Genomic DNA, 24,199 nt, shown 5'->3' with positions numbered 1-24,199 from the left:
ACTTCTTCCCTGTATCGTCCTGTTACTCCAAGTCATACACGTTACTGTCCGGTTTCTGTTTTACGACCGCTCGGGTAGCGCTTCGTCCTCCCCCAAATCCCAGGACGATTCAGGGATTAACATAGAGTAGTGGGAAGGCCAAGCTTCAACCCAGATGCGTTAAGACATTTCAGGCCCGGACGAGATTTTATCTAAGCAAAACCGAAAATACACATCGGCTCGATCAGAATCTCAAAATGCTTCCAAAACCCAAACATTCTTTATTCCCTATTTTGAATAGATTGAGTCAATGGAGGGTTAATATGCAAAGCGAACATTGCAAAATGATTGCGGCCCACTGGAGGGAGGAGTTTCCAGTGAGCCGCGGATCAGGCCATCAGGAGGGGAGGATAACGACCTGATATCGAGTGAATTACAGCGGCTCCAGCTAAGAATGAACCGTTGGATTCGCTGTAACTGTTTGTTTTTACGCATTATCCGACGCAAAACCGCTTCGCACTTTTGCTGGAAATGCTGTGAGTGATTATTGCTACCGTCCGGCATGCATGGGACGCATGTTCCCAAAATGCATACCGCCACCGCTAAAGCCACCACCAAAACCGCGATTACCAAATGCTGGGCGGTTAAACCCGCCGAAGTGACCCTGACCAGATGTGAAGCGCGGCCCCACAACCGGACCGGGGCCCCAGTTACCGCGAACCTGGCCCCGCGGCCATCCACGGCCACCCCATTGTGGACCATGGCCCCAGCGAGGGTTCCAGCCATTGCGCCCACCGCCACGATTGGATTGGCAATTGCGGCCAATACAACCGTTGTAATAGTTTGGCCCGCCTCGCCAACCTGGACCGCCCCAACCCGGCCCCCAATAGCCGCCACCTGTTGCCCAGCCGAGACCTAGACCTAGACCGAAACCAGGGGCCCAACCGTCGTTGTAGCCATCATTGCCGACAATTACAGTCGTGTTAGACGGAGCAGCATAAGCGTTGCCGTTATAGGAGCCAAAGCGAACATAACGTGCAGAAACAAACCCAACTCTGTTGCCATTATAGATCTGGCACCAGCTTCCACGACATGACCCCACATTCACGCTAACACCTGCGGGCAGAGCAGCCAAACGCGCATAATTTGCGCCGGGTCCACTGCGAACATTTACGTTTGCAGTCACAGTTGCAGAGGCTGCAAACGCCAATGCCGGAACGGCAACAGCCATAGCAAAAGTCAATCCCCCAACAAACTTATTATTAAGTACTCTCTTAAATAAAAACATCGATACTTCTCCAAATATGCAACTACACAAATGCAATGCGAAGAAATTAACGAAGCAACACATACAACATTAAATAGATTAAATCAAATAAGTCTATTTATGATGGTAAATATCATTATTGTTGATGCGGAATTATAAACACAATAGCCGTATTACGGATATCATCCAGCAATAAGAATCGAAATTTTATTAAAATTTTATACAAGATAAACTTGGAATAAATGCCTCATCTTCTTACCAAGTAAAATGAAAGCGCCCCGGAGGGAACCGGGGCGCCACGCGGCTTTTAAGGGGGAGAGGGAGGAAAAAAGCCGCGGAACCGGGCCGTCAGGCCAGGTATCTGATATCAAAAGGCCTGCAGAAACAGGCCCTTCGAAGTTTAATTATGGCAGATTACGTGCATCATCCGGCGTCATATACATCGGCATCATATTGGTATCGAGGTGATGCATGACCCAGATGGAGCCAGCAAGCACGATGGCCAGAATGATGACCGTGAAAATGAGCGCGAGGATGTTCCAGCCATTTTCCGACTTCGGATCAAGATGCAGGAAGTAAACCAGATGCACCAGGATCTGAACGACGGCGATACCGAGCACGATGGCTGCGGTGGTTGCCGGCGTGAAGTAACCGTTCATGGCCAGCATGAAGGGAACGACGGTGAGAATAACCGCCAGCACAAAGCCAATCAGATAAGACTTCAGGCTGCCGTGTGCGGCTTGATCATGTGTTTCGTGTCCAGAGCTCATCACAATACACCCAGCAGATAGACAAGGGTAAAGACGCCAATCCAAATGATGTCCAGGAAGTGCCAGAAGAGGCTCAAGCACATCACGCGCGTCCGGTTCTTTTCAGTCAGGCCATCGCGTAGAAGCTGGGCCGAAAGCACCAGAATCCAGACCAGACCCGAAGTAATGTGGAGACCATGCGTTCCAACCAGCGCAAAGAATGCCGAAAGGAATGCTGAGCGGTCAGGACCTGCACCTTCCACGATCAGGTGATGGAATTCATAGATTTCCATAACCAAGAACGCTGCACCAAGCAGGAAGGTTACGCCCAACCAGAACAGAACGCCTGCACGGTTATTCCTGTACATCGACAGCGTCGCCAGACCATAGGTCAGGGACGACACCAGAAGCAGCATGGTTTCCGTCAACACAAACTGCAGGTCGAAGAGTTCACGGCCGGTTGGACCGCCCGCGAACTGATGTGCCAGAACAGCATAGGTTGCAAAGAGGCCCGAGAAGAGAACGCAGTCGCTCATCAGGTAGATCCAGAAGCCGACCAGTGTGGTCGACCCTGCATCATGATGGTCTTCGTGAGCGGGATGCTCGTTTCCGCCCTTGAAAGGGCCGGTAGTCGTAACAGTCGCGCTCATGGATCATGCCTCCTGAGCATTCAGTTGCCGAGTATAGGCGTCTTCGACGCGCTGTACTTCATCGGCCGAGACATAGAAGTCCCTGTCATTGTTGAAGGAGTGGGCGATAGCAACTGCGAAGACAGCGATGAACGATGCAATTGCCAACCACCAGATATGCCACACCATGGCAAAGCCGAATGGAATGCACAGGATACCGATGATGAAGCCCGTTCCGGTGTTCTTTGGCATATGAATGCGCGCGAACTTTTCGGTACGACGAACATAATCGTTCTGCTTCATATCCCACCAGCTGTCGTGATCGCGGACATGCGGCACTTCAGCGAAGTTGTAGAATGGCGGAGGCGACGAAATCGACCACTCGAGTGTACGACCTGTGCCCCATGAGTCGCCATCAACAACGCGCAGCTTTTCGCGATCGCGGATGGAGATCATGATCTGCAGAACCTGGAACACAATACCGCAAAGGATAATCGCGACACCGATAGCAGCAACGATCAGATAGATGTGCCATGCCGGGTTTTCGGTGTGGTTCAGACGACGGGTCATACCCATCAGGCCGAGCACATAGAGCGGCATGAAGGCGAGAATGAAGCCAACGAGCCAGCACCAGAATGCCTTGCGGCCAAGACCTTCATGCAGCTTAAAGCCAAAGGCCTTTGGCCACCAGTAGATGAGACCGGCAAAGCAGCCGAACAGAACGCCCGAGATGATCACATTGTGGAAGTGGGCGATCAGGAACACTGAGTTGTGCAGTACGAAGTCTGCAGGCGGAACAGCAAGCAGAACGCCCGTCATACCACCAACAACGAAGGTGCACATGAAGCCGATGGTCCACATGACCGGGGTTTCCATGCGAACCCGCCCCTTATACATGGTGAAGAGCCAGTTGAAGACTTTTGCACCGGTCGGGATCGAGATGATCATCGTTGCAACGCCAAAGAAGGCGTTTACGCTTGCTCCGCCACCCATTGTGAAGAAGTGGTGCACCCAGACAAGGAATGACAGAATGGTAATGGCAACGGTCGCATAAACCATCGATGCATAACCAAACAGACGCTTGCCAGAGAAGGTCGCAATGATTTCAGAGAAAACGCCAAAGCAAGGAAGAACCAGAATATAGACTTCTGGGTGACCCCAGATCCAGATCAGGTTCACATACATCATCGGATTACCGCCACCATCATTGGTGAAGAAGTGGAAATCCAGATAACGGTCAAGCGATAGCAGAGCGAGCGTTACGGTCAAGATCGGGAACGCAGCCACGATCAGCACGTTCGAGCAGAGTGCGGTCCAAGTGAAAACCGGAACCTGCATCATGCCCATGCCGGGTGCACGCATCTTGATGATGGTTGTGATCAGGTTGACGCCCGAAAGAAGCGTACCCATACCTGAAATCTGCAAGGCCCAGATATAATAGTCGACCCCGACATCTGGACTGAACTCCTTGCCGGAAAGCGGTGGATAGGCCAGCCAGCCGGTCTTGGCGAATTCGCCAACGCCGAGCGAAACGTTGATCAGAATCGCACCAGCAACTGTCAGCCAGAAGCTCAGTGAGTTGAGGTACGGGAACGCAACGTCGCGCGCGCCGATCTGAAGCGGTACGGCAAAGTTCATCAGACCAACGATGAAAGGCATTGCGACGAAGAAGATCATGATCACGCCATGGGCGGTGAATATCTGATCGTAGTGATGTGGCGGCAGAAAGCCTTCATTTGCACCAGAAGCCAGAGCCTGCTGGGCACGCATCATGACAGCGTCCGAGAAGCCGCGGAACAGCATCACGAAAGCCAGAATAATGTACATAATGCCGATACGTTTATGATCGACAGAGGTCAGCCAGTCGTTCCAGAGTGGACCCCACTTTTTATAGTAGGTAATGGCTGCGAGAATAGCGAGCGCCCCACCAGCTATCGCGGTCAATGTGACCATGATGATAGGCTCGTGATACGGGATCGCTTCGAGCGTAAGTTTTCCGAACATTTCTATTCTTACTTCGATTGGAGTGCGATCAGCGGTTTAGCCCCGGACAATCTCCAGGGCTAAGCCGCATCGGCAAATCAGTTTTCAAGCTGCGACAGGCGCTGCGGCTGAATGGCGCAAATGATGTCATTTGCCCAAAGGCTGAAATCGACTGGCGAAGACTTGCGTAGATTTGCGCGAGCTTCACGAACCATCTGAGCCTGGTGCATCTGATCATCCAGGCAGACCGACTTGCCATCCCAGCAACGGTTTACGATGTTATGAAACAGTGCCTTGTCGTTATAAGCAAAATGCTGAACCGGAGCTTTTTCACTTGGCTGAACCAGCGAAGCATAACGCTCACGCGACAGTTCCTGACCAGAAGCCTTTGCATCAGCAACCCACTTGTCAAAGCCGGCCTGATCCAGCGAATGCGCCTTGAAACGCATCTGGGCAAAGCCCTGGCCGCTGTAGTTTGCGGAAATGCCGTCGAACACACCTTCGTGGTCAGCAATCAGGTGAAGCTTGGTCTGCATGCTGGGCATGGAATAGACCTGGCTACCGAGTACCGGAATGAAGAAGGAGTTCATGATATTGCTGGAAGTCAGCTTGAAGTTGACAGGCACACCAACAGGCATTGCCATTTCGTTGACAGAGGCAACACCCTGATCCGGATAGATAAACAGCCACTTCCAGTCGAGCGCTACGACTTCGACATTGATTGGCGGAATATTTGATTCCAGCGGACGATAAGGATCGAGCTTATGCGTGCTGATCCAAGTTACCGTTCCGAGAACCACAATAATGGCGCACGGAATAAGCCAGACTGCGGCTTCAATCTTCGTAGAATGATGCCAGTCAGGTTTGTATTCTGCTTTATCGTTGTCGGCGCGATACTTCCACGCGAAGTACAAGGTCATAAAGATGACCGGCAGCACGACGAGAAGCATCAAACCAGTTGCGAAAAGCATAAGATCGCGCTCAGCCACACCGACCTCTCCTTTCGGAGAGAGCAGGACTTGGTTCTCGCAGCCGGCGAGAAACGCCGTGAGGGCCAAGACGGCGAACGAAACGATCGTCCGGGGGGTGCCGTGTTTCATTTGTCTTTCCATCCTGCGCGCAGAGCTTCAGCTCCGGCGCATGCGTCATTTCCTAGTTTTCGGTAAATTCTGAAAATTCCAAAGGAACCGTTATAACGAATAATTCCGTTTGTCACCTGCCTGGAGCAAAATGTACTGGTTCGAAATGTCGCGGCCGGACACGCCACATGAGTCAGAAATGACTCGGAGAACGACAAAATTGATATAGTTTGCCGTAAGTTAGCCATAAGTCATGATCTTTTCTAAAACGGATAAATAAAAAAAGAAAAATAACCTAATCGTGATAGAAATTTACTAACGTAAATAGAAATCAATAATTAAAAATTCGACACTAGTACGCATCTAAATTTTAATTTACTTAAATAAAAAAATAAAAACTAATAATAAATCCGACCTGATAGAGACGTATATTTTGTTAAATGTCAACGCAACCGCGCGGAAAGACTCTCAACCCACATCAGCTTTACAGCTTCTATCTGGGAAAGTATTCGTTTTCTGAAAGAGATAAACTCCATCGTTGCGAATACCGGTCGTTTCTTAACGATCTCATTTTAGATAAGAGTTCTGACATTACCGGGCAACTTTCATGAAATAGCGACCAAGAGATACGTTCATGATTTTCGCTGAGTGGGCGATTGACGAGGCAGAGGGTGCAATACTGGCTTATACGCTGGTGACGAAGGCGGAGAGTGTTCGCAAAGGCACCTTGCTGACCGAAAATCACATCGAAGCTTTGAAACGGGCGGGAATCAACCGCGTTGTTGCCGCTCGACTGGAACCCAATGATATTGGCGAAGATGAAGCAGCCCTCGTAATAGGGCAAAGCCTGATTGAAGATATGATTGAGGCAGGCCCTGCCACAACCGGCCGTGTCAATCTCTTTGCCCGCAGCAACGGTTTGTTTAGTGTTGATGTTGCTGGCATCGATACAATTAACTTGCTCGACCCGAGGATATCAGTGGCCACGTTGAACAATCTTAGCCGTGTTGAAAGTGGGCAAATGGTTGCAACCGTCAAAATCATTCCGTTTGCCGTTCCAGGCTCTCTTATTGGAAATATTCGCACAGTCCTCGAGACAAAACAGGTTCTCAAGGTTCATTCGTTTGAGAAAACGAGACTCGGCGTCATTCAGTCACGACTTCCTTCCGTTCGCGAAACTGTGCTCGATAAAACCCACGAATTGATTACGAAGCGCGTGCAACACAATTGCGGCTCGGTGATAGCGGAGACGCGTGTAGCACACGAAATAGCTCCCTTGTCTAAGGCCATAAGTGAGCTGAGCACCAGTTGCGATCTGCTGATTATTTTCAGTGCTTCCGCGGTTGCGGACGAGATCGATATTGTGCCGAGGTCCATCGTTCAGGCAGGAGGAGAAATCCTCCGTATCGGTATTCCCGTTGATCCCGGCAATCTACTCTCGCTCGGAAAGCTCAACGGAAAGTACATCATCGTGGCGCCGGGAACAGCTCGAAGTGCGCGTGAGAATAGTCTCGACCAAGTGCTAGACAGATTAATGGCTGGCTTAGCACTTGATTCAGACGCCCTTGCACGAATGGGCGTCGGTGGACTTCTGCTTTAAAACGATCAAAAGGTGTAATCGAAAACCAAAATCCCAGCAAGGCCGCCTTCTGCGGCTTCGACCAGCGCTTTTCCGACTTTCGCGTGCTCTGGGTGGGGCAGATAAGCGTCGCGCGCAGCCGAGTCCACAAAGTCCACAACAAAGCCGTGGCGAAAGCCTTTTTCCAGATTTTCCGGACTGTTGTTATCACCAACACTTACGGCAATGATGCCCTCAATTTTATCTTTCAGAGCGACAACTGCATTCAAAGCAGCCTCAATGCTCGCGCTATCGAGTTCGGCTTTGAATTTAACAAGAACTATATGGCGTATCATGATGAAAATCCGTGCTGTGATAACGTCGAATTAATACTAGCTTGGGTTAACACCCGCGCCAAACCGGTCTTCCGAGACTTATAGCATTTCCAGCAAAAGTGCGAAGCGTCTCCGCTGGGAAATCAGTTCGCCGGACTGATTTCTTTTCCTGCTGCGATGCGTCGGAAAATGCGTAAAAACAAACAGTTACAGCAGCCCCAACGATTCAGTCTTAACTGGAGCCGCTGCAGGATAAATATTGCATGTCGGGAATAATTATCATCGCAAGAATTCATTAACAGCCAAAAACGAAAAAGGCCGGGGTGAACCCGACCTTCCGCTCTCATTTAGGTTGCGCCAGTACATCCGTGGTCACATCACCAAATGAATTCCCGATACAATATGGATATAGCAGCCGAGCATTTCAAGATTGTGACACTCTCAGGGAACCTTACCGCCGTACACCAAGAGTGGATTTCACAATCAAAGATGCCGATTAAGCCGCCATCGGTGTTTCGATCGGTTCTGGATGGTTATAATTCCAGACTTCGATCAGGCATTGCTGCATGAGATCAAGATCAACCGGCCCAATACGGCTTAATACAAGATCAAGCTCATCCGGCTCCACACCTCTATTGAGAAGCTCAACGATTGCTTCGATCAGAACTCTTTTATCGTCAAATCTATAGCGCTGCATAAACCTGCTCCGCTAATTGCCCCATTTTGATACATATACACTAAACGCTTATGGTTAACCGAAGCTTACCTGTTGACGATCATTTGAGCTAAAACTGAAATTCTTCAAGCTATAGCGAGCAAATGTCCGATCGGGTCAACCCTGATAACTCAGACAAAAATCAAACATATATTCTCAACGAACAATATTAAGCCTCAATATAACTACATAAAAATCTAAATCAAAGAATAAATGAAAAAATGCTTCATTCAACAATCCTCTTTTAAAGAAAAACATGAACTTCTTCAAAAGATACGCCAATTTCTCGCTCAACCACGTCCCAATACTAAGTGTCAGCGGCTTAATCGGCGCTAGCTTCTTGGGCGGCTATCTTTTTACGATTCAATACAAAGGTAATATCCATACGATTATAGCGGGGCAGGCATATCGATCCAACCAACCCGATCCGTCTCGCATCGCTAAATTAAAAGAGCTTGATGGTATTAAAACAATCATCAACCTGCGCGGCGCAGAGCCTGGCGCGAAATGGTATGACGACGAAGTTACAACTTCCAGCGCTCTTGGCATCAAGCTCACGAACTATGCGATGTCGTCCAGTCGCCAGCTGACGCCAGAGCGGACACGCGAGCTGATTGCACTCATGCAGACTGCTGAAAAGCCAATTCTCATTCATTGCAAAGCTGGATCAGACCGAACGGGTCTTGCCGCAGCACTTTATGTCGCCGCCGTAGCCAAAGGTGGCGAACGCAGGGCCGAAGGGCAAATGTCAATCGCTTATGGCCATTTCGGAATTCCCTTCAGCCCAACCTATGCGATGGAAGAAACTTTTGAGGCCATCGAAGCCGAGCTTGGCTTTCCGAACTCGTAATTCTGCAGCAATTCTTTCGTCTGAAACAAAAACGCCGGGGATAAAACCCCGGCGTTTCACTTACTTTAAATCAGCAATTAATCGAGACCGACGATCTTGCCATCCGACCACTTGAACACGTCGAAGCTTGGTGACGACAGATCACCCGTTTCGCCATATGTCAGCTTACCAATAACGGTATCGATTGGCTGACCGTCGCGGAGGGTCTTCGCAACGGCGGCAGAATCATCCGTCGTACCAGCGCGTTCAATACCACTCGCGAGAACCTGGACAGCGGCATATGCATTCATGGTGAATGCTTCGACCGGGATTTTCTTAGCCGTCAGTGCATCGACGGCTTCCTTGGAAGCTGGGTTCTTCGTCGCGTCAACAGCGTTGGTGAAGAGCGTGCCTTCAGCATTGGTGCCGCCGATTGCCCAATATTCGGTGTTGGACAAGCCTTCGCCGCCAAGGATGAGAGCCTTGAGGCCCGCATCATGCAGCTGACGGGAAAGAAGGCCGCCTTCACCATGATAGCCACCGAAATAAACGATTTCAGTGCCTGCGGCTTTCAGCTTGGAAACGAGCGCGCTGAAATCCTTGTCACCAGGTGTAACCGAATCATATTGAACTTCAGTGATGCCGTCTTTGTTGATTGCAGCCTTGAAGGAATCTGCAAGACCTTTGCCGTATGCGCCCTTGTCATGAACGATTGCGACTTTCTTGTCTTTGAAGTTCTTCAAGAAGTAAGCAGCCATGACGTCAGCCTGCTGGTCATCGCGGCCGCAGGTGCGGAACACATTTTCCAGACCGCGCGCGGTCAGATCTGGACCGGTTGCGGTTGGCGTAACCATCAGAACGCCATTTTCCGAAAGAACATCAGAAACAGGAATTGCGACGCCGGTCGTAACCGGACCAACCACGAACTTGATGCCATCGCCAACGATCTGGTTCGCTGCCGAAACACCCTGCTTTGGTTCACCTGCGTCGTCAGCAAACTTCAAGACGATCTTTTCGCCTTTGATGCCGCCCTTTGCATTGATGACTTCAACGGCGGTTTCCGCGCCCTTCTTAACCTGATCACCATAGGCCGCAACCGGACCTGTCAGCGGTGCAATAACACCGATCGTGATATCTGCATAAGCGGCACCGGCAAAGCCAAGTGTTGCGGCAAAAGCCACGCTGGAAAGCAGTTTCAGATTCATTCTTTTTCTCCTTTGGCGAGGTCTCGCTTTTTCATCGATGACCTCAGACAACCCATGCCGGTCAAATCTCAGCGCGATTGCGCTGCCGAAATGCCGGGCCCTCCCTTTTTTCCATCGTATGATCTCAAAGGGTTAATCTAAAAGCACGCCGCGCCATCATCCATTTAAGGTGCCAGAGCCATAATATTATCCGAAATTGCACCTGCTCTTTCGGAATCATGCTCCAGAACGGGAGCGAGCTTTCATGATGTAATAAGAATGCATTTCCGGCTTCCGATTGCAAGGGGCCAAGTGCCCGCAACTACAACGAAAATCGGCCTCCCATTAAATGCCTATCCTCCTCTCCTCCATGATGGTGATTGCTTTGCAAAAAAGGCCGCAATTCCCTCTGCGGCCTCTGGCGTTTCCCATGTATCAGCAAGGCGGGTGAGCGTCATTTCGATGACGGCCTCGTCTATCGGACTGCCCAGCGCATGAACCAGCCGCTTTGAGGCAGCAACCGCTGCCGGGGCAGTGGAAAAATACGGCCTGATCTCGGACTTTACAGACGCATCGAGTTGCTCGGCTTCGACCACCTGATGCAGCAATCCAATATGCTTTGCTTCGTTTGCATCAAACAATCGTGCCGAGGTGAAGGATCTCAGTGCATGAGCCTGACCGATACGCGCCACCACATAGGGACTGATGGTTGCCGGGATCAGACCGAGCTTGGTTTCCGTCAGCCCAAAACGCGCATCAGAAACACCAATCGCCGCATCACAAACGCTAATCAGCCCAACACCACCACCATAGGCCTGCCCATTCACGCGTCCGATAAGAGGTTTCGGCAGATCGCGCAATGCTTTGAGCATCAACGCAAGCTTGCGCGCCGCTTCAATACGTTGTGTGCGGGGCGCGTTTATCTGCTCTCGCATCCAGCCAAGATCACCGCCAGCACAAAAGCTGGTGCCGCTGCCGGTTAACACTACGATACGCACCGCATCATCATTTGCTAATCGAAGCGTGGCAGTCAGAAGCTCATCAATCATAAGACCGGACAGCGCATTATGCTGCGTAGGCCGGTTGAGCGTTAGCGTAGCAACGCCACGCTCGTCAGTAGCAATCCGGATAGTTTCAAGCTCTGTCATGCCGCTTTATCCTGACGGAGTGCTTGCGCAAACAAAGCTGCTGATCTCAGCTTTTCAATATCAAGACCTGTTTCAAAGCCAAGGCGGTGCAGCATTTCCACGACTGCCACAGTATCGACATTGCCTTTGGCACCCGGTGCAAATGGACAGCCACCAAGCCCGCCGACTGATGCATCGAACACCCTCAACCCTCTTTCAAGGCTGATCTGAATATTGTCGAGCGCCCGTCCATTGGTGTCGTGATAATGACCTGCAAGACTATGCGCTGGTGCCACGTTCAAGACTGCATCCAGCATGGCGCTCACAGTTTCGGGTGTACCACGCCCAATCGTGTCACCAAGGCTCACTTCGTGACAGCCAAGCGAAAAGAGCTGTTCCGTAACATCGGCAACCGCCTGCGGCGCGGTCGATCCATCATAGGGGCATTCGACAACGCAGCTGACATAGCCGCGAATGGCCAGCCCGTCATTGATGGCCGCGCCAATCACTGGCGCAAGCCGCTCAATGCTCTCTGCAATAGTGCAGTTGATATTGGCTTTGGAAAAACCTTCAGAAGCCGAAATGAACACCGCAATCTCATCGACATTGGCGCTCGCCGCGAGCTCATAGCCCTTCATATTTGGCACGAGCACCGAATAGCGCACACTGTCGGCACGGCGGATACCGGCCATAACTTCAGTAGCATCGGAAAGTTGCGGCACCCATCGGGGGCTGACAAAACTGGTCGTCTCGATGCGGGAATAGCCACAATCGGACAGACGGTCGATCAGTGCAATCTTTTCAGCTGTTGGTACAAAACGCTTCTCGTTTTGCAGGCCGTCACGCGCAGCCATTTCGACGATCTCAACGTGTTCAGCCATGTTCTTCCTCCAGTTCGACCAGTAGCGCGCCTTCATTGACCTGATCGCCAGCCGCGACGCTCACAGATGCGACCTTGCCATCACGCGGCGCAGTCAGTGAAAGCTCCATCTTCATCGCTTCCATCGTCACAAGCCGGTCGCCTTTGGCGACGCTGGCACCTTCCGCGACGGAAACCAGTCGTACAAGTCCCGGCATTGGCGACAGAATGCGGCTTTCGCTCGAAGCCTCCTCCTCTGCGCCGATAGACTCAACATAATGAAATATGGTGTCGCGGCCTTCGAACTGCACGGTCACGTCATGGCCGTTGCGTGAGACTGAAGCTTCCGCAACGCGGCCATCAACGGCAAAGCGAGCCAGACCGTTTTTGTAATTGCGGACTTCAACACCGCCAAAAGCAAAACCGAAATGCCTGTCGTTTTTGGTCGTGAAGCTTACAGCATGGTGTTCGCCATGATGATCAAGCAGAACCAAGCGTGAAGCCTCACCCCAAAGGCGGAACCCACGCAGGCTGCCCCATGGATCGCCTTCTTGTGGCAAATCCAGAAGACCAAGCGCACCGAGTGCCGCCAGCGCAAATACAATCTCGGAAGGTTGTTCATCCCTGAAAAGAACAGCCGACTCGCGGGCAATAAGCCCCGTATCAACATCGCCCGAGCGAAACGCTTCAAGCTTGCAAAGGTCGGACAGGAACTGGCGATTGGTGACAAGTCCGGCGATACGGGTTTTGTTTAAGGCGCTCTCAAGCCGGTTCAACGCCTCGTCACGGGTAGCGCCATGCGTGATAATCTTCGCAATCATCGGATCGTAGAACGGTGTGATGGTATCGCCGCTTCGCACACCAGAATCCACCCGCGCATTTTCAGGCGCTGCAAACAGCGCAAGCTTGCCGGTCGCGGGAAGAAAATCACGCGCCGGGTCTTCGGCATAAAGCCGCGCCTCGAAAGCCCAACCGTTTATGGAAAGCTCGTCCTGACGCTTCGGCAGGGCCTCGCCGGATGCCACGCGCAATTGCCATTCGACCAGATCAAGGCCGGTTATTGCTTCCGTCACCGGATGCTCAACCTGTAGCCGTGTGTTCATTTCCATGAAGAAGAATCGGTCGGATCGCAGCCCTTCCGACACATCGGCGATAAACTCCACCGTGCCTGCGCCGGAATAACCAATGGCTTGTGCGGCCTTCACCGCTGCATCGCCCATCGCGGCGCGCATGTCAGGCGTCATGCCGGGCGCTGGCGCTTCCTCGATCACCTTTTGATGGCGGCGTTGCAACGAGCAATCGCGCTCAAAAAGATGCACCGCATTACCAAAATTATCGCCAAAGACCTGCACCTCGATATGGCGCGGCTTGGTCATGTATTTTTCCACTAGCACAGCGCTATCGCCAAACGACGCTTCCGCCTCGCGTCGCGCACTGTCCAGCGCCGCTGCAAAGTCAGCCGCCTGATCGACACGGCGCATACCTTTGCCGCCGCCGCCAGCGCGGGCCTTGATCAACACGGGATAGCCGATTGCATCGGCTTGGCTTTTGAGGAAATCGCCATCCTGATTATCGCCGTGATAGCCGGGCACGACCGGGACACCGGCTTTCTCCATCAACGCCTTGGCAGCATCTTTTAGCCCCATGGCGCGGATGGCTTTTGCCGATGGGCCAATGAAGGTGAGGCCCGCCACTTCGACAGCATCTACAAAACCGGCATTTTCCGACAGAAAGCCGTAGCCCGGATGGATGGCTTCTGCGCCCGTATCCTTCGCCGCTTTTATGATCGCTTCGACATTCAAATAGCTTTGCGCAGAAACGGCAGGACCGACACGGACGGCCTCGTCGGCCATTTCGACATGAAGCGCGTTGACATCGGCGTCGGAATAAATCGCGACTGTGGCAATGCCCAATTGGCGCGCCGTGCGAATGACCCGACAGGCGATTTCTCCGCGATTGGCAATCAGTATTTTCCTAAACATCTGATCGCCCTCTTTACATTCTGAAGATGCCGAAGCGCGTCGGCTCGATTGGAGCGTTCAGCGTTGCAGAAAGCGAAAGACCTAGCACTTCGCGGCTCTTGCGTGGATCAACAATGCCATCATCCCAAAGCCGCGCCGAGGCATAAAGCGGGTGGCTTTGGCGCTCGAACATTTCCAGCGTTGGGCGTTTAAACTCCGCTTCACCTTCCGCCGACCATGTGCCGCCGGTGCGCTCAATGCCTTCGCGCTTGACGGTGGCCAGCACCCCCGCCGCCTGTTCGCCGCCCATCACCGCAATGCGGCTGTTCGGCCATGTCCACAGGAAGCGCGGTGAATAGGCCCGCCCCGCCATGCCGTAATTGCCTGCGCCATAGGATGCGCCAATTAGCATGGTGATCTTCGGCACATTTGCGGTCGCAACAGCCATCACCAGCTTTGCGCCGTGCTTGGCAATACCCTCGGCCTCATATTTCCGCCCGACCATAAAGCCGGTGATATTCTGCAAAAACACCAGCGGAATATTGCGCTGGCAACAAAGCTCGATGAAATGCGCACCCTTTAAGGCCGCTTCCGAAAACAGCACGCCATTATTGGCGATAATGCCGACCGGCATTCCATAAAGGCTTGCAAAACCGCAAACCAGCGTGGGGCCAAATCGTGCCTTGAACTCATCGAAGTCGGAACCATCGACCAGCCGCGCAATCAGCTCGCGTATATCATAGGGAATGCGGGTATCAGCTGAGACAATTCCGAGAATTTCTTCCGCGTCATAAAGCGGTGCTGCACCATCGCCCTTTGGAATAAACTCGCGCTTTTGGCTGTTGAAATTGGCGGCGATAGCGCGTGCGATTTGCAGTGCATGAGTATCGTCATTGGCGAGATGATCCGCAACACCGGAAAGCCTTGTATGCGTATCGCCACCGCCAAGATCTTCCGCGCTCACCACTTCGCCCGTCGCCGCTTTGACTAGCGGCGGTCCGGCCAGAAAAATAGTACCCTGATTGCGCACGATGACCGTCTCGTCGCTCATGGCAGGCACATAAGCGCCGCCTGCCGTGCACGATCCCATGACGACCGCGACCTGCGGAATGCCCGCCGCCGACATCTGCGCCTGATTATAGAAGATGCGTCCGAAATGATCGCGGTCCGGGAACACTTCATCCTGATTGGGTAGATTGGCCCCGCCGGAATCAACCAGATAAATGCACGGCAAGCGATTCTCGCCCGCGATCTCCTGTGCGCGAAGATGCTTTTTCACGGTGATCGGATAGTAGGTGCCGCCCTTTACCGTCGCATCATTGCAGACGATCATGCATTCACGGCCAGATACACGGCCAATGCCGGTGATCATACCGCCGGAAGGTGCTGCACCATCATACATGCCATGCGCTGCCGTCAGCCCCACTTCCAGAAACGGCGAACCCGGATCAAGCAGCTGCGCCACACGATCGCGCGGTAGAAGCTTTCCGCGCGAGACATGGCGTTCACGCGCCTTTTCACCGCCACCATCAATGGCAGTGCGTGATGCTTGTGCCACCACATCAATCGCTGCAAGCATGGCTTGGCGGTTGGCTTCAAAGACGGCGCTGCGTGTCGAAATTTCAGATTTCAGAACCGGCATCAACGGGTCTCCTGAAAGAGTTCCCGCCCGATCAGCATCCGCCGGATTTCCGACGTACCCGCACCGATTTCATAAAGCTTCGCATCCCGCAGAAGACGACCTGTCGGATAATCATTTATATAGCCGTTGCCGCCCAACGCCTGTATCGCCTGCAACGCCATTTGGGTGGCGTTTTCAGCTGCATAGAGAATGCAGCCTGCCGCATCCTTGCGCGTCGTCTCGCCACGATCACACGCAGCTGCCACCGCATAGACATAGGCGCGCGAAGCGTTGAACAGCACATACATATCGGCAAGCTTGCCCTGCATGAGCTGGAACTCGCCAATCGGCTGGTCGAACTGCTTGCGCTCATGCACATAAGGCATAACCACATCAAGACAGGCCGCCATGATGCCGAGCGGACCGCCCGCCAGCACCACCCGCTCATAATCGAGGCCGGACATCAGCACATTGACGCCCTTGCCCGCTTCACCGAGCAGGTTTTCAGCCGGAACTTCACAATCCTCAAACACCAGTTCGCAGGTGTTGGAGCCGCGCATACCGAGCTTGTCCAGTTTCTGCGCGGTGGAGAACCCTTTGAAGGTTTTCTCAATGATGAAGGCGCTGATGCCACGCGGACCAGCAGACGGGTCAGTCTTGGCATAAACCACCAGCACTTCGGCATCAGGGCCGTTGGTGATCCACATCTTGTTGCCGTTGAGAACGTAACTTTCGCCGCGCTTTTCAGCGTGCAGCTTCATCGAAACAACGTCAGAACCTGCCCCCGGCTCTGACATCGCAAGCGCGCCGACATGCTCGCCGGAAATGAGCTTAGGCAGATATTTTGCGCGTTGTTCGGGGGAACCATTACGATTGATCTGGTTGACGCAAAGATTGGAATGCGCGCCATAGCTCAGGCCAATCGAAGCCGATGCGCGGCTGATTTCTTCCATTGCCACGCAATGCGCGAGATAGCCCATACCCGCACCGCCATAGTCATCAGGTGCTGTGATGCCCAGCACACCGAGATCACCCAGTTCACGCCATAGATGCATAGGAAATGCGTTACTGCGATCAGTTTCGGCGGCAAGCGGCGCAATGCGGCTTTCCGCGAAACGGCGCACCGTATCACGAAGGGCTTCGATCTCCTCGCCAAGACCGAAATTCATGCCAGAAGCAAACATACTCGTCCTCCACAAGTTCTGCCCGGCTGCTGTTTTTGAAAACAGCTATGTTCCGGTCAGAGTGTCCCGTGGCGGACGAATAGGCAATGGCTTTGCGCGGCGTTCTGTGGCTATTTATTACCCTATTACGAAATTTTCTTTCGCGGCATGTTCCGCATCAATTCTTCTGAAGCTCGGCAATCTTGCGATAAAGCTCCAGCGCCTCGGCGTTTGCCAATGCTTCACGGTTTTTCACCTCCCGCCCATGCACAATGTCGCGCACGGCAAGTTCGACAATTTTTCCAGACTTGGTACGCGGAATATCGCTAACAGCGATGATCTTCGCAGGTACATGGCGCGGCGTTGCACCGGTGCGGATCTTGGTCTTGATACGCGCTTTGAGATCGTCATCGAGCGATACACCTTCAGCAAGTCGCACAAAGAGCACCACGCGCACGTCATTGTCCCAATCTTGCCCGATGCAAAGCGCTTCTGCGACCTCTGCCATCTGTTCGACCTGATTGTAGATTTCCGCCGTACCGATACGCACACCACCCGGATTAAGCGTCGCATCCGAACGGCCATGAATGACGATGCCATCATGTTCGGTCCATTCAGCAAAATCGCCATGACACCAGATATTATCGAAACGCTCGAAATAGGCCGCCTGATATTTCGCTCCGTCCGGATCGTTCCAGAATTGCAGCGGCATACAGGGGAAAGCCTTGGTGCAAACCAGCTCGCCTTTCTCGCGGCGCACCGGCTTGCCATCGTCGTCCCAGACATCGACAGCCATACCAAGACCCGCGCCCTGAATTTCGCCTTGCCAGACCGGTTCGGTTGGCACGCCCAGCACGAAGCACGAAACGATATCCGTTCCGCCCGAGATGGATGCGAGATGCACATCCTTCTTGATTGCGTCATATACAAAAGCAAAGCCTTCCGGCGACAATGGCGAGCCGGTCGAGGAAATGGTGCGAAGTGCGGATAGTTCGTGGGCTTCACCGGGACGCAGCCCGGCTTTCAAAACGGCGTCGATGAATTTTGCTGACGTGCCGAAATAAGTCATGCCTTCGGATGCCGCATAATCGAACAATACATTGCCATCGGGATAGAAGGGCGAGCCATCATAGAGCAGAAGCGTTGCGCCTGATGCGATGCCTGAGGCCAGCCAGTTCCACATCATCCAGCCGCAGGTGGTGAAATAGAAGAATCGGTCGCCTTCGCGAATATCCGCGTGCAGGCTATGTTCCTTAAGATGTTGCAACAGCACGCCGCCAGCGCGATGCACGATGCATTTTGGGATGCCCGTCGTACCAGACGAAAACAGGATATAAAGCGGATGGTCGAATGGCAGTCGCGTGAACTCGACAGTCTTTGCAGTGAACGATGCGAGTGCAGCATCAAGCGCGATGCCGTTTGCAGCCTTGCTGGCGACAGCTTCCGCTTCGTCGAGATAGGTGACGATAACTGAGCGCTTGCAGCTCGGAAGCTTGGCTGTGACTTCGGCAATCTTGTCGGCCACATCAATGCGTTTGCCATTGTACCAATAGCCGTCGCAGGCAAAGAACAGCTTGGGTTCGATCTGACCAAAGCGATCCAGCACGCCCTGTGCGCCGAAATCAGGCGAGCACGAAGACCATACCGCGCCGATAGACGCTGCTGCCAGCATCAGCGCAACCGCTTCTGGCATATTGGGCATCATGCCTGCAATGCGATCTCCAGGCTTCACCTCTTCTGCCAGCATGAACTGCTGGAGCTTTGAGACCAACGCGTGCAGATCATCCCATGTTAGGCGGCGCTCGACCTTGTCTTCACCGCGAAAGATGATCGCCTCGCCATCGCCTTTGTGACGCAGGAGATTTTCAGCAAAATTGAGTTTAGCGCCGGGGAAGAATTTTGCCTCACGCATATGACCTTTATCGATCAGCGCTGTTTCCCCACGTTCACCGATGATCTCGCAAAAGTCCCAGATGAGTGTCCAGAAAGCTGCACGATCTTCAATCGACCAGCGATGCAGGGCCTGATAATCAGCCAGACCTTGCCCCGTAAGCTTTTCTGCGCGCAAACGGAATTGCTCCAGATTACTTGCCGCAATGCGTTTTGCATCAGGTTGCCACAATGGCTGGCTGTCAGCGGAAACGGCCTCGATATTCATCATTCCTCCCAGAATCATGCTCGATCACTTGCAGCGCAAGTCATCAATGTGTGGGCAAATTTCTATGGGAGTGTTGAGGAAACGTCCACGGGTTTTAATGAAGGAAACGAAGCAGTACCCAAACTGAGCCTTGCTTACTTGTCCCATTGTTTTCTGAAAAAAATCGGCAGTTTTGCCAACCGATCAATAACTTATAATGAAATCCATATTGCTGGTGCATCGTTTTGGGTTGCCGATAAATATCGGGTCAACGATGACTGATAATAATGCAACTTCTGAAAAGCAGTTCAATTGGGATATCAAACAGCGGATCTTCGCCCATTTGGAGCATTTCCTGTTTTGATTGGGTCATTGGAAATGCTCTATACATTTGTTTTTACGCACATCTTGTTTCGAAAACCGCTTCGCACTTTTCGGGATGCGCTCTAAATTAACGCTATCTGGGGTTGGCGTTCTGTCAGGCTGACTGTGTGGGAGAAGCCGTTTCCACAACGATATCAGGCGTCCGGTTCTCCCAAGCATTAATCTTTGCCACCAGCCAGCGATTAACCGGGTTTTCGAAAAAATGATAAGCGACGATGGCTGCCCCGATGCTTACCAGAACGCCTGCACCGATCAGCAGAACTGCTTCGAGCGTATTCTGCCCCCAGCTTTTAGGCAGTGCATTGAAGAAAAAAAGTCCGATCAGCGGATGCAGAATGAAGATTCCAAAGCTGTAGCGGGCGAGCTGGACAAAGCCGCTCCATCGCAACGGCGTATAGAGTTGCTGTGTACTGGCGGCATAAAGCATGTACATGCAGAAGTAGAGGAAGAGGAGCCGTTTTGGCCCTTCCAGCGTTGCAGTATCAGTATCACTACCCGACGGGTGATAGAACAGAAACACGATCATGCAGGCTGCAAGCGCGATCTTGATAAGCCACTTTGGCAAAGCGCTCTGCTCGCGTCTCGCAAGCCACATACCGAAAAGGAATGACGGCAGAGCACGGAACACACCAACATCGGCAAACTGGATTCGGGTGAGCGATGATGCGCCAAGTAATCGCGCCAGATAATCACCGCCAATGATTGCAGCGACAATAATAACGAGAAGCCAGCCTCCCAGCCGCTTGCATAGAATATCAAATAAGGGGAAGCACAAATACATCATGAAAAGCGCGCTGAGCGACCAACTGACATAATTATAGGAGAAGGTCTGCCCCATCCCCCAATTGTGAATCAGCAGCAATTGCGCAAACCCGGTCCACCAGCTCATGTTCGGCTGTGTAGAGGGGTGCAACATGCCCCAGGCGGTCAGAACGGATATGAGAGCGAAGCAGGAAAACACCACGGCATGAAGCGGATAGATGCGCGCCAAGCGCCTTCCTACAAAGCCTGCATAGTGGCGAGCACCCCAAACATAATTGCGACGCCGCCCGAGGAAAAGACCGGATACAATGAAAAAGATATCCGTAAAATAAGCAAATGTTAATATAATATTTTGGATAGCGTCGTTCTTTACGGAAATCCGAAAAGAATAATGAAAGAGCGCGATTCCGATACACAATAAAAATCGCATACCGTCGAAATCAGAAAGTCTTTTCATTCAACGTATCGCAGAGTTTTACTTCATTGATATGTCAGTAGCAACTTTTTGGGAAAAGTCGAGATGCGTTACAACCCCTGCGACCATTCGGTCGTGTACAATGCTCTATCGTAAATCTCGATATAAATGATTTGGAAAATTTGGTGGAGCCAAGCGGGATCGAACCGCTGACCTCTTGCATGCCATGCAAGCGCTCTCCCAGCTGAGCTATGGCCCCATCAGACCTCTTTCGAGGTGGGCCAGACAGGAATTTCTGTCCGGTGTGGCGGCTTATTAAATGGCTCGTTACAGAAGATCAAGAGCTAAATCGCAACTCTTTTCGTATCGGGCAAATTAATTTGCCGGTTGTGCAGATTCGCCCCGCAATCTGGAACAGAACATTGCCGTTAACCCGCCTAAATGCATAAGGGCGGCCCACTGGACCGCCCTGCAAAAAAGCTTGGTGAAGAAGACGATCAGCCTTCTTCGTCTTCACCACCGACGCCGCCGCCGAGAATGCCCGACATGTCGTCGTCTTCATCTTCCTCTTCTTCAAGGAAGGTGTCTTCATCGTCGTCGCCCAGATCGACATCGTCGTCGATATCCGGAAGATCTTCGCCACCCTTCGATTCGTCGTCCGCGTCCTCAAGGGAAACGAATTCCGGCTTTTCGAGTGCCGTATCCAGTTCTTCCTCTTCGGTTTCCTCTTCGACCGCACGGCTTTCTGCTACGGTCGCTTCGAAATACGAACGCGGGTAGGAAATGCCGGTGTAAGGCGAAACAATCGGATCACGATTGAGGTCGTAAAACTTCTTGCCCGTTTCCGGGTCAATGCGCTTGGTACCAAGTTCAGTTTTTGCCACGTTTAGCCTCGTGAGTTTTTATCCCTGTCGTGCCTGTGGCACTCCACGCCTGATGTTTCCCCCGTAGCACTTGCAGCATTTCCGCCACTTGTTCACCCGGGGACACAAATTCATTCAACCGCGCCTGCCATGACTACATACATGTTGCTCGCCATCATACTCAATAACCATAAACGGTCGAGAGAAGGCGTAAGGCGCGCCTTACGGTGTTGTTCGGTGCATAAACGCAATTTGCAGCTTTTGTCAAAGCTAAAGACTCGTTGCAGCCCCGATAGTCTTAAAGAGAGCTCTCTTTAAAGACGTATTCGCGGATGACCCCGCCCCGTTCATGTGCTAGGAAGCTGCCGCTTTGATTAATCCAGCGTGAATAACGCCAAAATGAGACAGTGAAGAATCCATGTCCCATTCCGCTACCCCGAAACCTGCAACCGCCCGCCGCTCGGAGGCTTTAACGGGCGAAATCCGCATTCCGGGTGACAAATCCATCTCGCATCGTTCCTTCATGTTCGGCGGCCTTGCTTCGGGTGAAACCCGCATCACCGGCCTGCTCGAAGGCGAAGATGTCATCAATACCGGCCGCGCCATGCAGGCGATGGGCGCCAAGATTCGCAAAGACGGCGATATCTGGGTCATCAACGGTGTTGGCAATGGCTGCCTGTTGCAACCTGAAGCACCGCTCGATTTCGGCAATGCCGGAACCGGCGCCCGCCTGACCATGGGCCTTGTCGGCACTTACGACATGACGACAACCTTTATCGGTGATGCATCACTGACATCGCGTCCGATGGGCCGTGTGCTCAATCCGCTGCGTGAAATGGGCGTACAGGTGAAAGCCGCAGAAGGCGACCGTCTGCCGCTGACATTGACCGGCCCAAAGACTGCAAACCCGATCAGCTATCGCGTGCCTATGGCATCTGCTCAGGTGAAGTCGGCAGTTCTGCTCGCCGGTCTCAATACGCCAGGTGTCACAACCGTCATTGAACCTGTCATGACGCGCGATCACACCGAAAAGATGCTGCAGGGCTTCGGTGCCGATCTCACCGTCGAAACCGACAAGGATGGCGTGCGTCACATTCGCATCGTCGGGCAGGGCAAGCTTACGGGCCAAACCATTGACGTACCGGGTGATCCATCCTCGACCGCCTTCCCGCTGGTTGCGGCTCTGCTGGTCGAAGGTTCGGATGTCACCATCCGTAACGTGCTGATGAACCCGACCCGCACCGGCCTTATCCTGACATTGCAGGAAATGGGCGCAGACATCGAAATCATCGATCCACGCCTTGCTGGCGGTGAAGATGTTGCCGATCTGCGCGTTAAGTCATCGAAGCTCAAGGGTGTCACGGTTCCTCCGGAACGCGCACCATCGATGATCGATGAATATCCGGTTCTGGCGATTGCGGCTTCTTTTGCCGAAGGCGAAACCGTCATGGACGGCCTCGACGAGCTGCGTGTGAAGGAATCAGACCGTCTGGCAGCTGTTGCGCGCGGCCTTGAAGCCAATGGTGTCGATTGCACCGAAGGCGAGATGTCGCTGACGGTTCGTGGTCGTCCAGACGGCAAAGGCCTTGGAGGCGGCACCGTTGCAACGCATCTCGATCACCGCATTGCCATGAGCTTCCTCGTCATGGGGCTGGCCGCTGAAAAGCCAGTCACGGTCGATGACAGCACGATGATTGCAACCTCGTTCCCCGAATTCATGACCATGATGCCCGGCCTTGGTGCAAAAATCGAAGTCAGCGAGCAGCAATGACAAGTTTCGTCGTAGCCATCGACGGACCAGCAGCTTCGGGCAAGGGAACCCTTGCCCGGCGCATTGCCATTCATTACGGCATGCCGCATCTCGATACCGGCCTCACCTATCGTGCAGTGGCGAAAGCTCTGCTCGATCAGGGGCTGCCGCTTGATGATGAAGCAATTGCAGCTGATGTGGCGCTTAATCTTGACCTTCATCAGATGGACAAGGCCGTTCTTTCAGCCCATGCTATTGGCGAGGCGGCGTCGAAAGTAGCAGTGATGCCTGCCGTGCGGCGCGCTCTTGTTGAAGCCCAGCGCGGTTTCGCCAATGCATTGCCGTCAAGCGTACTTGATGGCCGCGATATTGGAACTGTGGTCTGCCCGGAGGCTGATATAAAGCTTTTTGTGACGGCATCGCCTGAAGTGCGCGCACAACGCCGCTTTGAGGAAATCGTTGCCAAAGGCGGGACGGCTGATCTCGATGAAATTCTGGCCGATCTCAGGAAGCGCGATGAGCGTGACATGAACCGCACCGATTCTCCGCTTAGGCCCGCTGAAGACGCGCACTTGCTAGATACGAGTGAAATGAGTATAGAAGCGGCATTTCTTGCAGCAAAAAAGCTGATTGATCACGCTTTCGCGCAGCACAAGGCATAATATCGGGACAGTTTAACGACTTTCTGATAAGATAGGCCTTGGAAATGCTGGATAATTCCGGGTTTGTTCCTATATAGGTCTCACCCATATTTATAACCTGACTTCGCGTTCCATGCGCCGGTTGTCTCAAAGAGACGGAGCTGAAGGACAGGCCTAACGCAACTCTAACCCCCGGCGCCGCATCCGAT

The 24,199-nt window shown here is 52.7% G+C and carries 20 protein-coding genes and 1 tRNA gene; 4 read left to right on the top strand and 17 right to left on the bottom strand.

All coding sequences use genetic code 11. The features are described from left to right. Positions 1–529: 529 nt before the first annotated feature. The 5 genes from KMS41_00245 to cyoA all read right to left on the bottom strand — a co-directional run bounded on the left by KMS41_00245 (position 530) and on the right by cyoA (position 5,707). A complete protein-coding gene (locus KMS41_00245; GenBank protein ID QWK77716.1) occupies positions 530–1,267 on the bottom strand; it encodes an SH3 domain-containing protein in 738 nt (245 codons plus the stop codon). Between the two features lie 383 nt (positions 1,268–1,650). Further along, complete coding sequence (cyoD, locus tag KMS41_00240) at positions 1,651–2,016, bottom strand: cytochrome o ubiquinol oxidase subunit IV (protein QWK77715.1); 366 nt, start codon at positions 2,014–2,016, stop codon at positions 1,651–1,653. Beyond that, a complete protein-coding gene (gene cyoC, locus KMS41_00235; protein QWK77714.1) occupies positions 2,016–2,645 on the bottom strand; it encodes a cytochrome o ubiquinol oxidase subunit III in 630 nt (209 codons plus the stop codon). The genes cyoD and cyoC overlap by 1 nt, the downstream gene beginning before the upstream one ends. Before the next feature lie 3 nt (positions 2,646–2,648). Further along, on the bottom strand, positions 2,649–4,628 hold the full coding sequence (cyoB, locus tag KMS41_00230) for a cytochrome o ubiquinol oxidase subunit I (GenBank protein QWK77713.1): 1,980 nt from the start codon (positions 4,626–4,628) through the stop codon (positions 2,649–2,651). A 77-nt stretch (positions 4,629–4,705) separates the two neighbouring features. Continuing rightward, entirely contained in the window at positions 4,706–5,707 is a 1,002-nt protein-coding gene (cyoA, locus tag KMS41_00225) for a ubiquinol oxidase subunit II (GenBank protein QWK77712.1), read from the bottom strand. 613 nt (positions 5,708–6,320) lie between these two features. On the opposite strand from cyoA, the gene KMS41_00220 reads away from it, so the two are divergent. After that, on the top strand, positions 6,321–7,286 hold the full coding sequence (locus KMS41_00220; protein ID QWK77711.1) for a molybdopterin-binding protein: 966 nt from the start codon (positions 6,321–6,323) through the stop codon (positions 7,284–7,286). Between the two features lie 5 nt (positions 7,287–7,291). On the opposite strand, the gene KMS41_00215 is transcribed toward KMS41_00220, so the two are convergent. Next, a complete protein-coding gene (locus KMS41_00215; GenBank protein QWK77710.1) occupies positions 7,292–7,600 on the bottom strand; it encodes a Dabb family protein in 309 nt (102 codons plus the stop codon). A 475-nt stretch (positions 7,601–8,075) separates the two neighbouring features. Then, a complete protein-coding gene (locus tag KMS41_00210) occupies positions 8,076–8,276 on the bottom strand; it encodes a hypothetical protein (GenBank protein QWK77709.1) in 201 nt (66 codons plus the stop codon). 274 nt (positions 8,277–8,550) lie between these two features. On the opposite strand from KMS41_00210, the gene KMS41_00205 reads away from it, so the two are divergent. Then, a complete protein-coding gene (locus KMS41_00205; protein QWK77708.1) occupies positions 8,551–9,144 on the top strand; it encodes a tyrosine-protein phosphatase in 594 nt (197 codons plus the stop codon). 77 nt (positions 9,145–9,221) lie between these two features. Here KMS41_00205 and KMS41_00200 read toward each other — a convergent pair whose 3' ends face one another. From KMS41_00200 to KMS41_00155, 10 genes are all read right to left on the bottom strand, one after another. After that, complete coding sequence (locus KMS41_00200) at positions 9,222–10,328, bottom strand: ABC transporter substrate-binding protein (protein QWK77707.1); 1,107 nt, start codon at positions 10,326–10,328, stop codon at positions 9,222–9,224. Between the two features lie 332 nt (positions 10,329–10,660). Continuing rightward, positions 10,661–11,455 (bottom strand): crotonase/enoyl-CoA hydratase family protein, encoded by a 795-nt coding sequence (locus KMS41_00195; protein ID QWK77706.1) that lies wholly within the window; start codon positions 11,453–11,455, stop codon positions 10,661–10,663. Beyond that, positions 11,452–12,315 carry a hydroxymethylglutaryl-CoA lyase gene (locus KMS41_00190; protein QWK77705.1) on the bottom strand — a complete coding sequence of 288 codons (864 nt, stop codon included), beginning with the start codon at positions 12,313–12,315 and terminating at the stop codon, positions 11,452–11,454. Before KMS41_00190 ends, KMS41_00195 begins: the two co-directional genes overlap by 4 nt. Further along, positions 12,308–14,275, bottom strand: coding sequence for an acetyl/propionyl/methylcrotonyl-CoA carboxylase subunit alpha (locus tag KMS41_00185; protein ID QWK77704.1), 1,968 nt, complete (start codon positions 14,273–14,275; stop codon positions 12,308–12,310). The genes KMS41_00190 and KMS41_00185 overlap by 8 nt, the downstream gene beginning before the upstream one ends. A gap of 13 nt (positions 14,276–14,288) precedes the next feature. Then, positions 14,289–15,896 (bottom strand): methylcrotonoyl-CoA carboxylase, encoded by a 1,608-nt coding sequence (locus tag KMS41_00180; GenBank protein QWK77703.1) that lies wholly within the window; start codon positions 15,894–15,896, stop codon positions 14,289–14,291. Continuing rightward, positions 15,896–17,044, bottom strand: coding sequence for an isovaleryl-CoA dehydrogenase (locus tag KMS41_00175; GenBank protein QWK78722.1), 1,149 nt, complete (start codon positions 17,042–17,044; stop codon positions 15,896–15,898). Before KMS41_00175 ends, KMS41_00180 begins: the two co-directional genes overlap by 1 nt. Positions 17,045–17,216: 172 nt before the next feature. After that, positions 17,217–19,196 carry an acetoacetate--CoA ligase gene (locus tag KMS41_00170; GenBank protein QWK78721.1) on the bottom strand — a complete coding sequence of 660 codons (1,980 nt, stop codon included), beginning with the start codon at positions 19,194–19,196 and terminating at the stop codon, positions 17,217–17,219. A gap of 457 nt (positions 19,197–19,653) precedes the next feature. Beyond that, positions 19,654–20,778 (bottom strand): acyltransferase, encoded by a 1,125-nt coding sequence (locus tag KMS41_00165; GenBank protein ID QWK77702.1) that lies wholly within the window; start codon positions 20,776–20,778, stop codon positions 19,654–19,656. A 141-nt stretch (positions 20,779–20,919) separates the two neighbouring features. Further along, positions 20,920–20,995 (bottom strand) — tRNA-Ala (locus KMS41_00160). Between the two features lie 238 nt (positions 20,996–21,233). Beyond that, complete coding sequence (locus KMS41_00155; GenBank protein QWK77701.1) at positions 21,234–21,620, bottom strand: TIGR02300 family protein; 387 nt, start codon at positions 21,618–21,620, stop codon at positions 21,234–21,236. A 397-nt stretch (positions 21,621–22,017) separates the two neighbouring features. On the opposite strand from KMS41_00155, the gene aroA reads away from it, so the two are divergent. Together aroA and cmk are read left to right on the top strand one after the other, a co-directional pair. After that, entirely contained in the window at positions 22,018–23,370 is a 1,353-nt protein-coding gene (gene aroA, locus KMS41_00150) for a 3-phosphoshikimate 1-carboxyvinyltransferase (protein QWK77700.1), read from the top strand. Then, positions 23,367–24,011, top strand: coding sequence for a (d)CMP kinase (cmk, locus tag KMS41_00145; protein QWK77699.1), 645 nt, complete (start codon positions 23,367–23,369; stop codon positions 24,009–24,011). The genes aroA and cmk overlap by 4 nt, the downstream gene beginning before the upstream one ends. Positions 24,012–24,199: the final 188 nt, after the last annotated feature.

It is taken from the genome of Ochrobactrum sp. BTU1 (assembly GCA_018798825.1).
In the GTDB taxonomy this organism is placed as follows: domain Bacteria; phylum Pseudomonadota; class Alphaproteobacteria; order Rhizobiales; family Rhizobiaceae; genus Brucella.
This window is presented reverse-complemented; position numbering and strand designations above follow the sequence as displayed.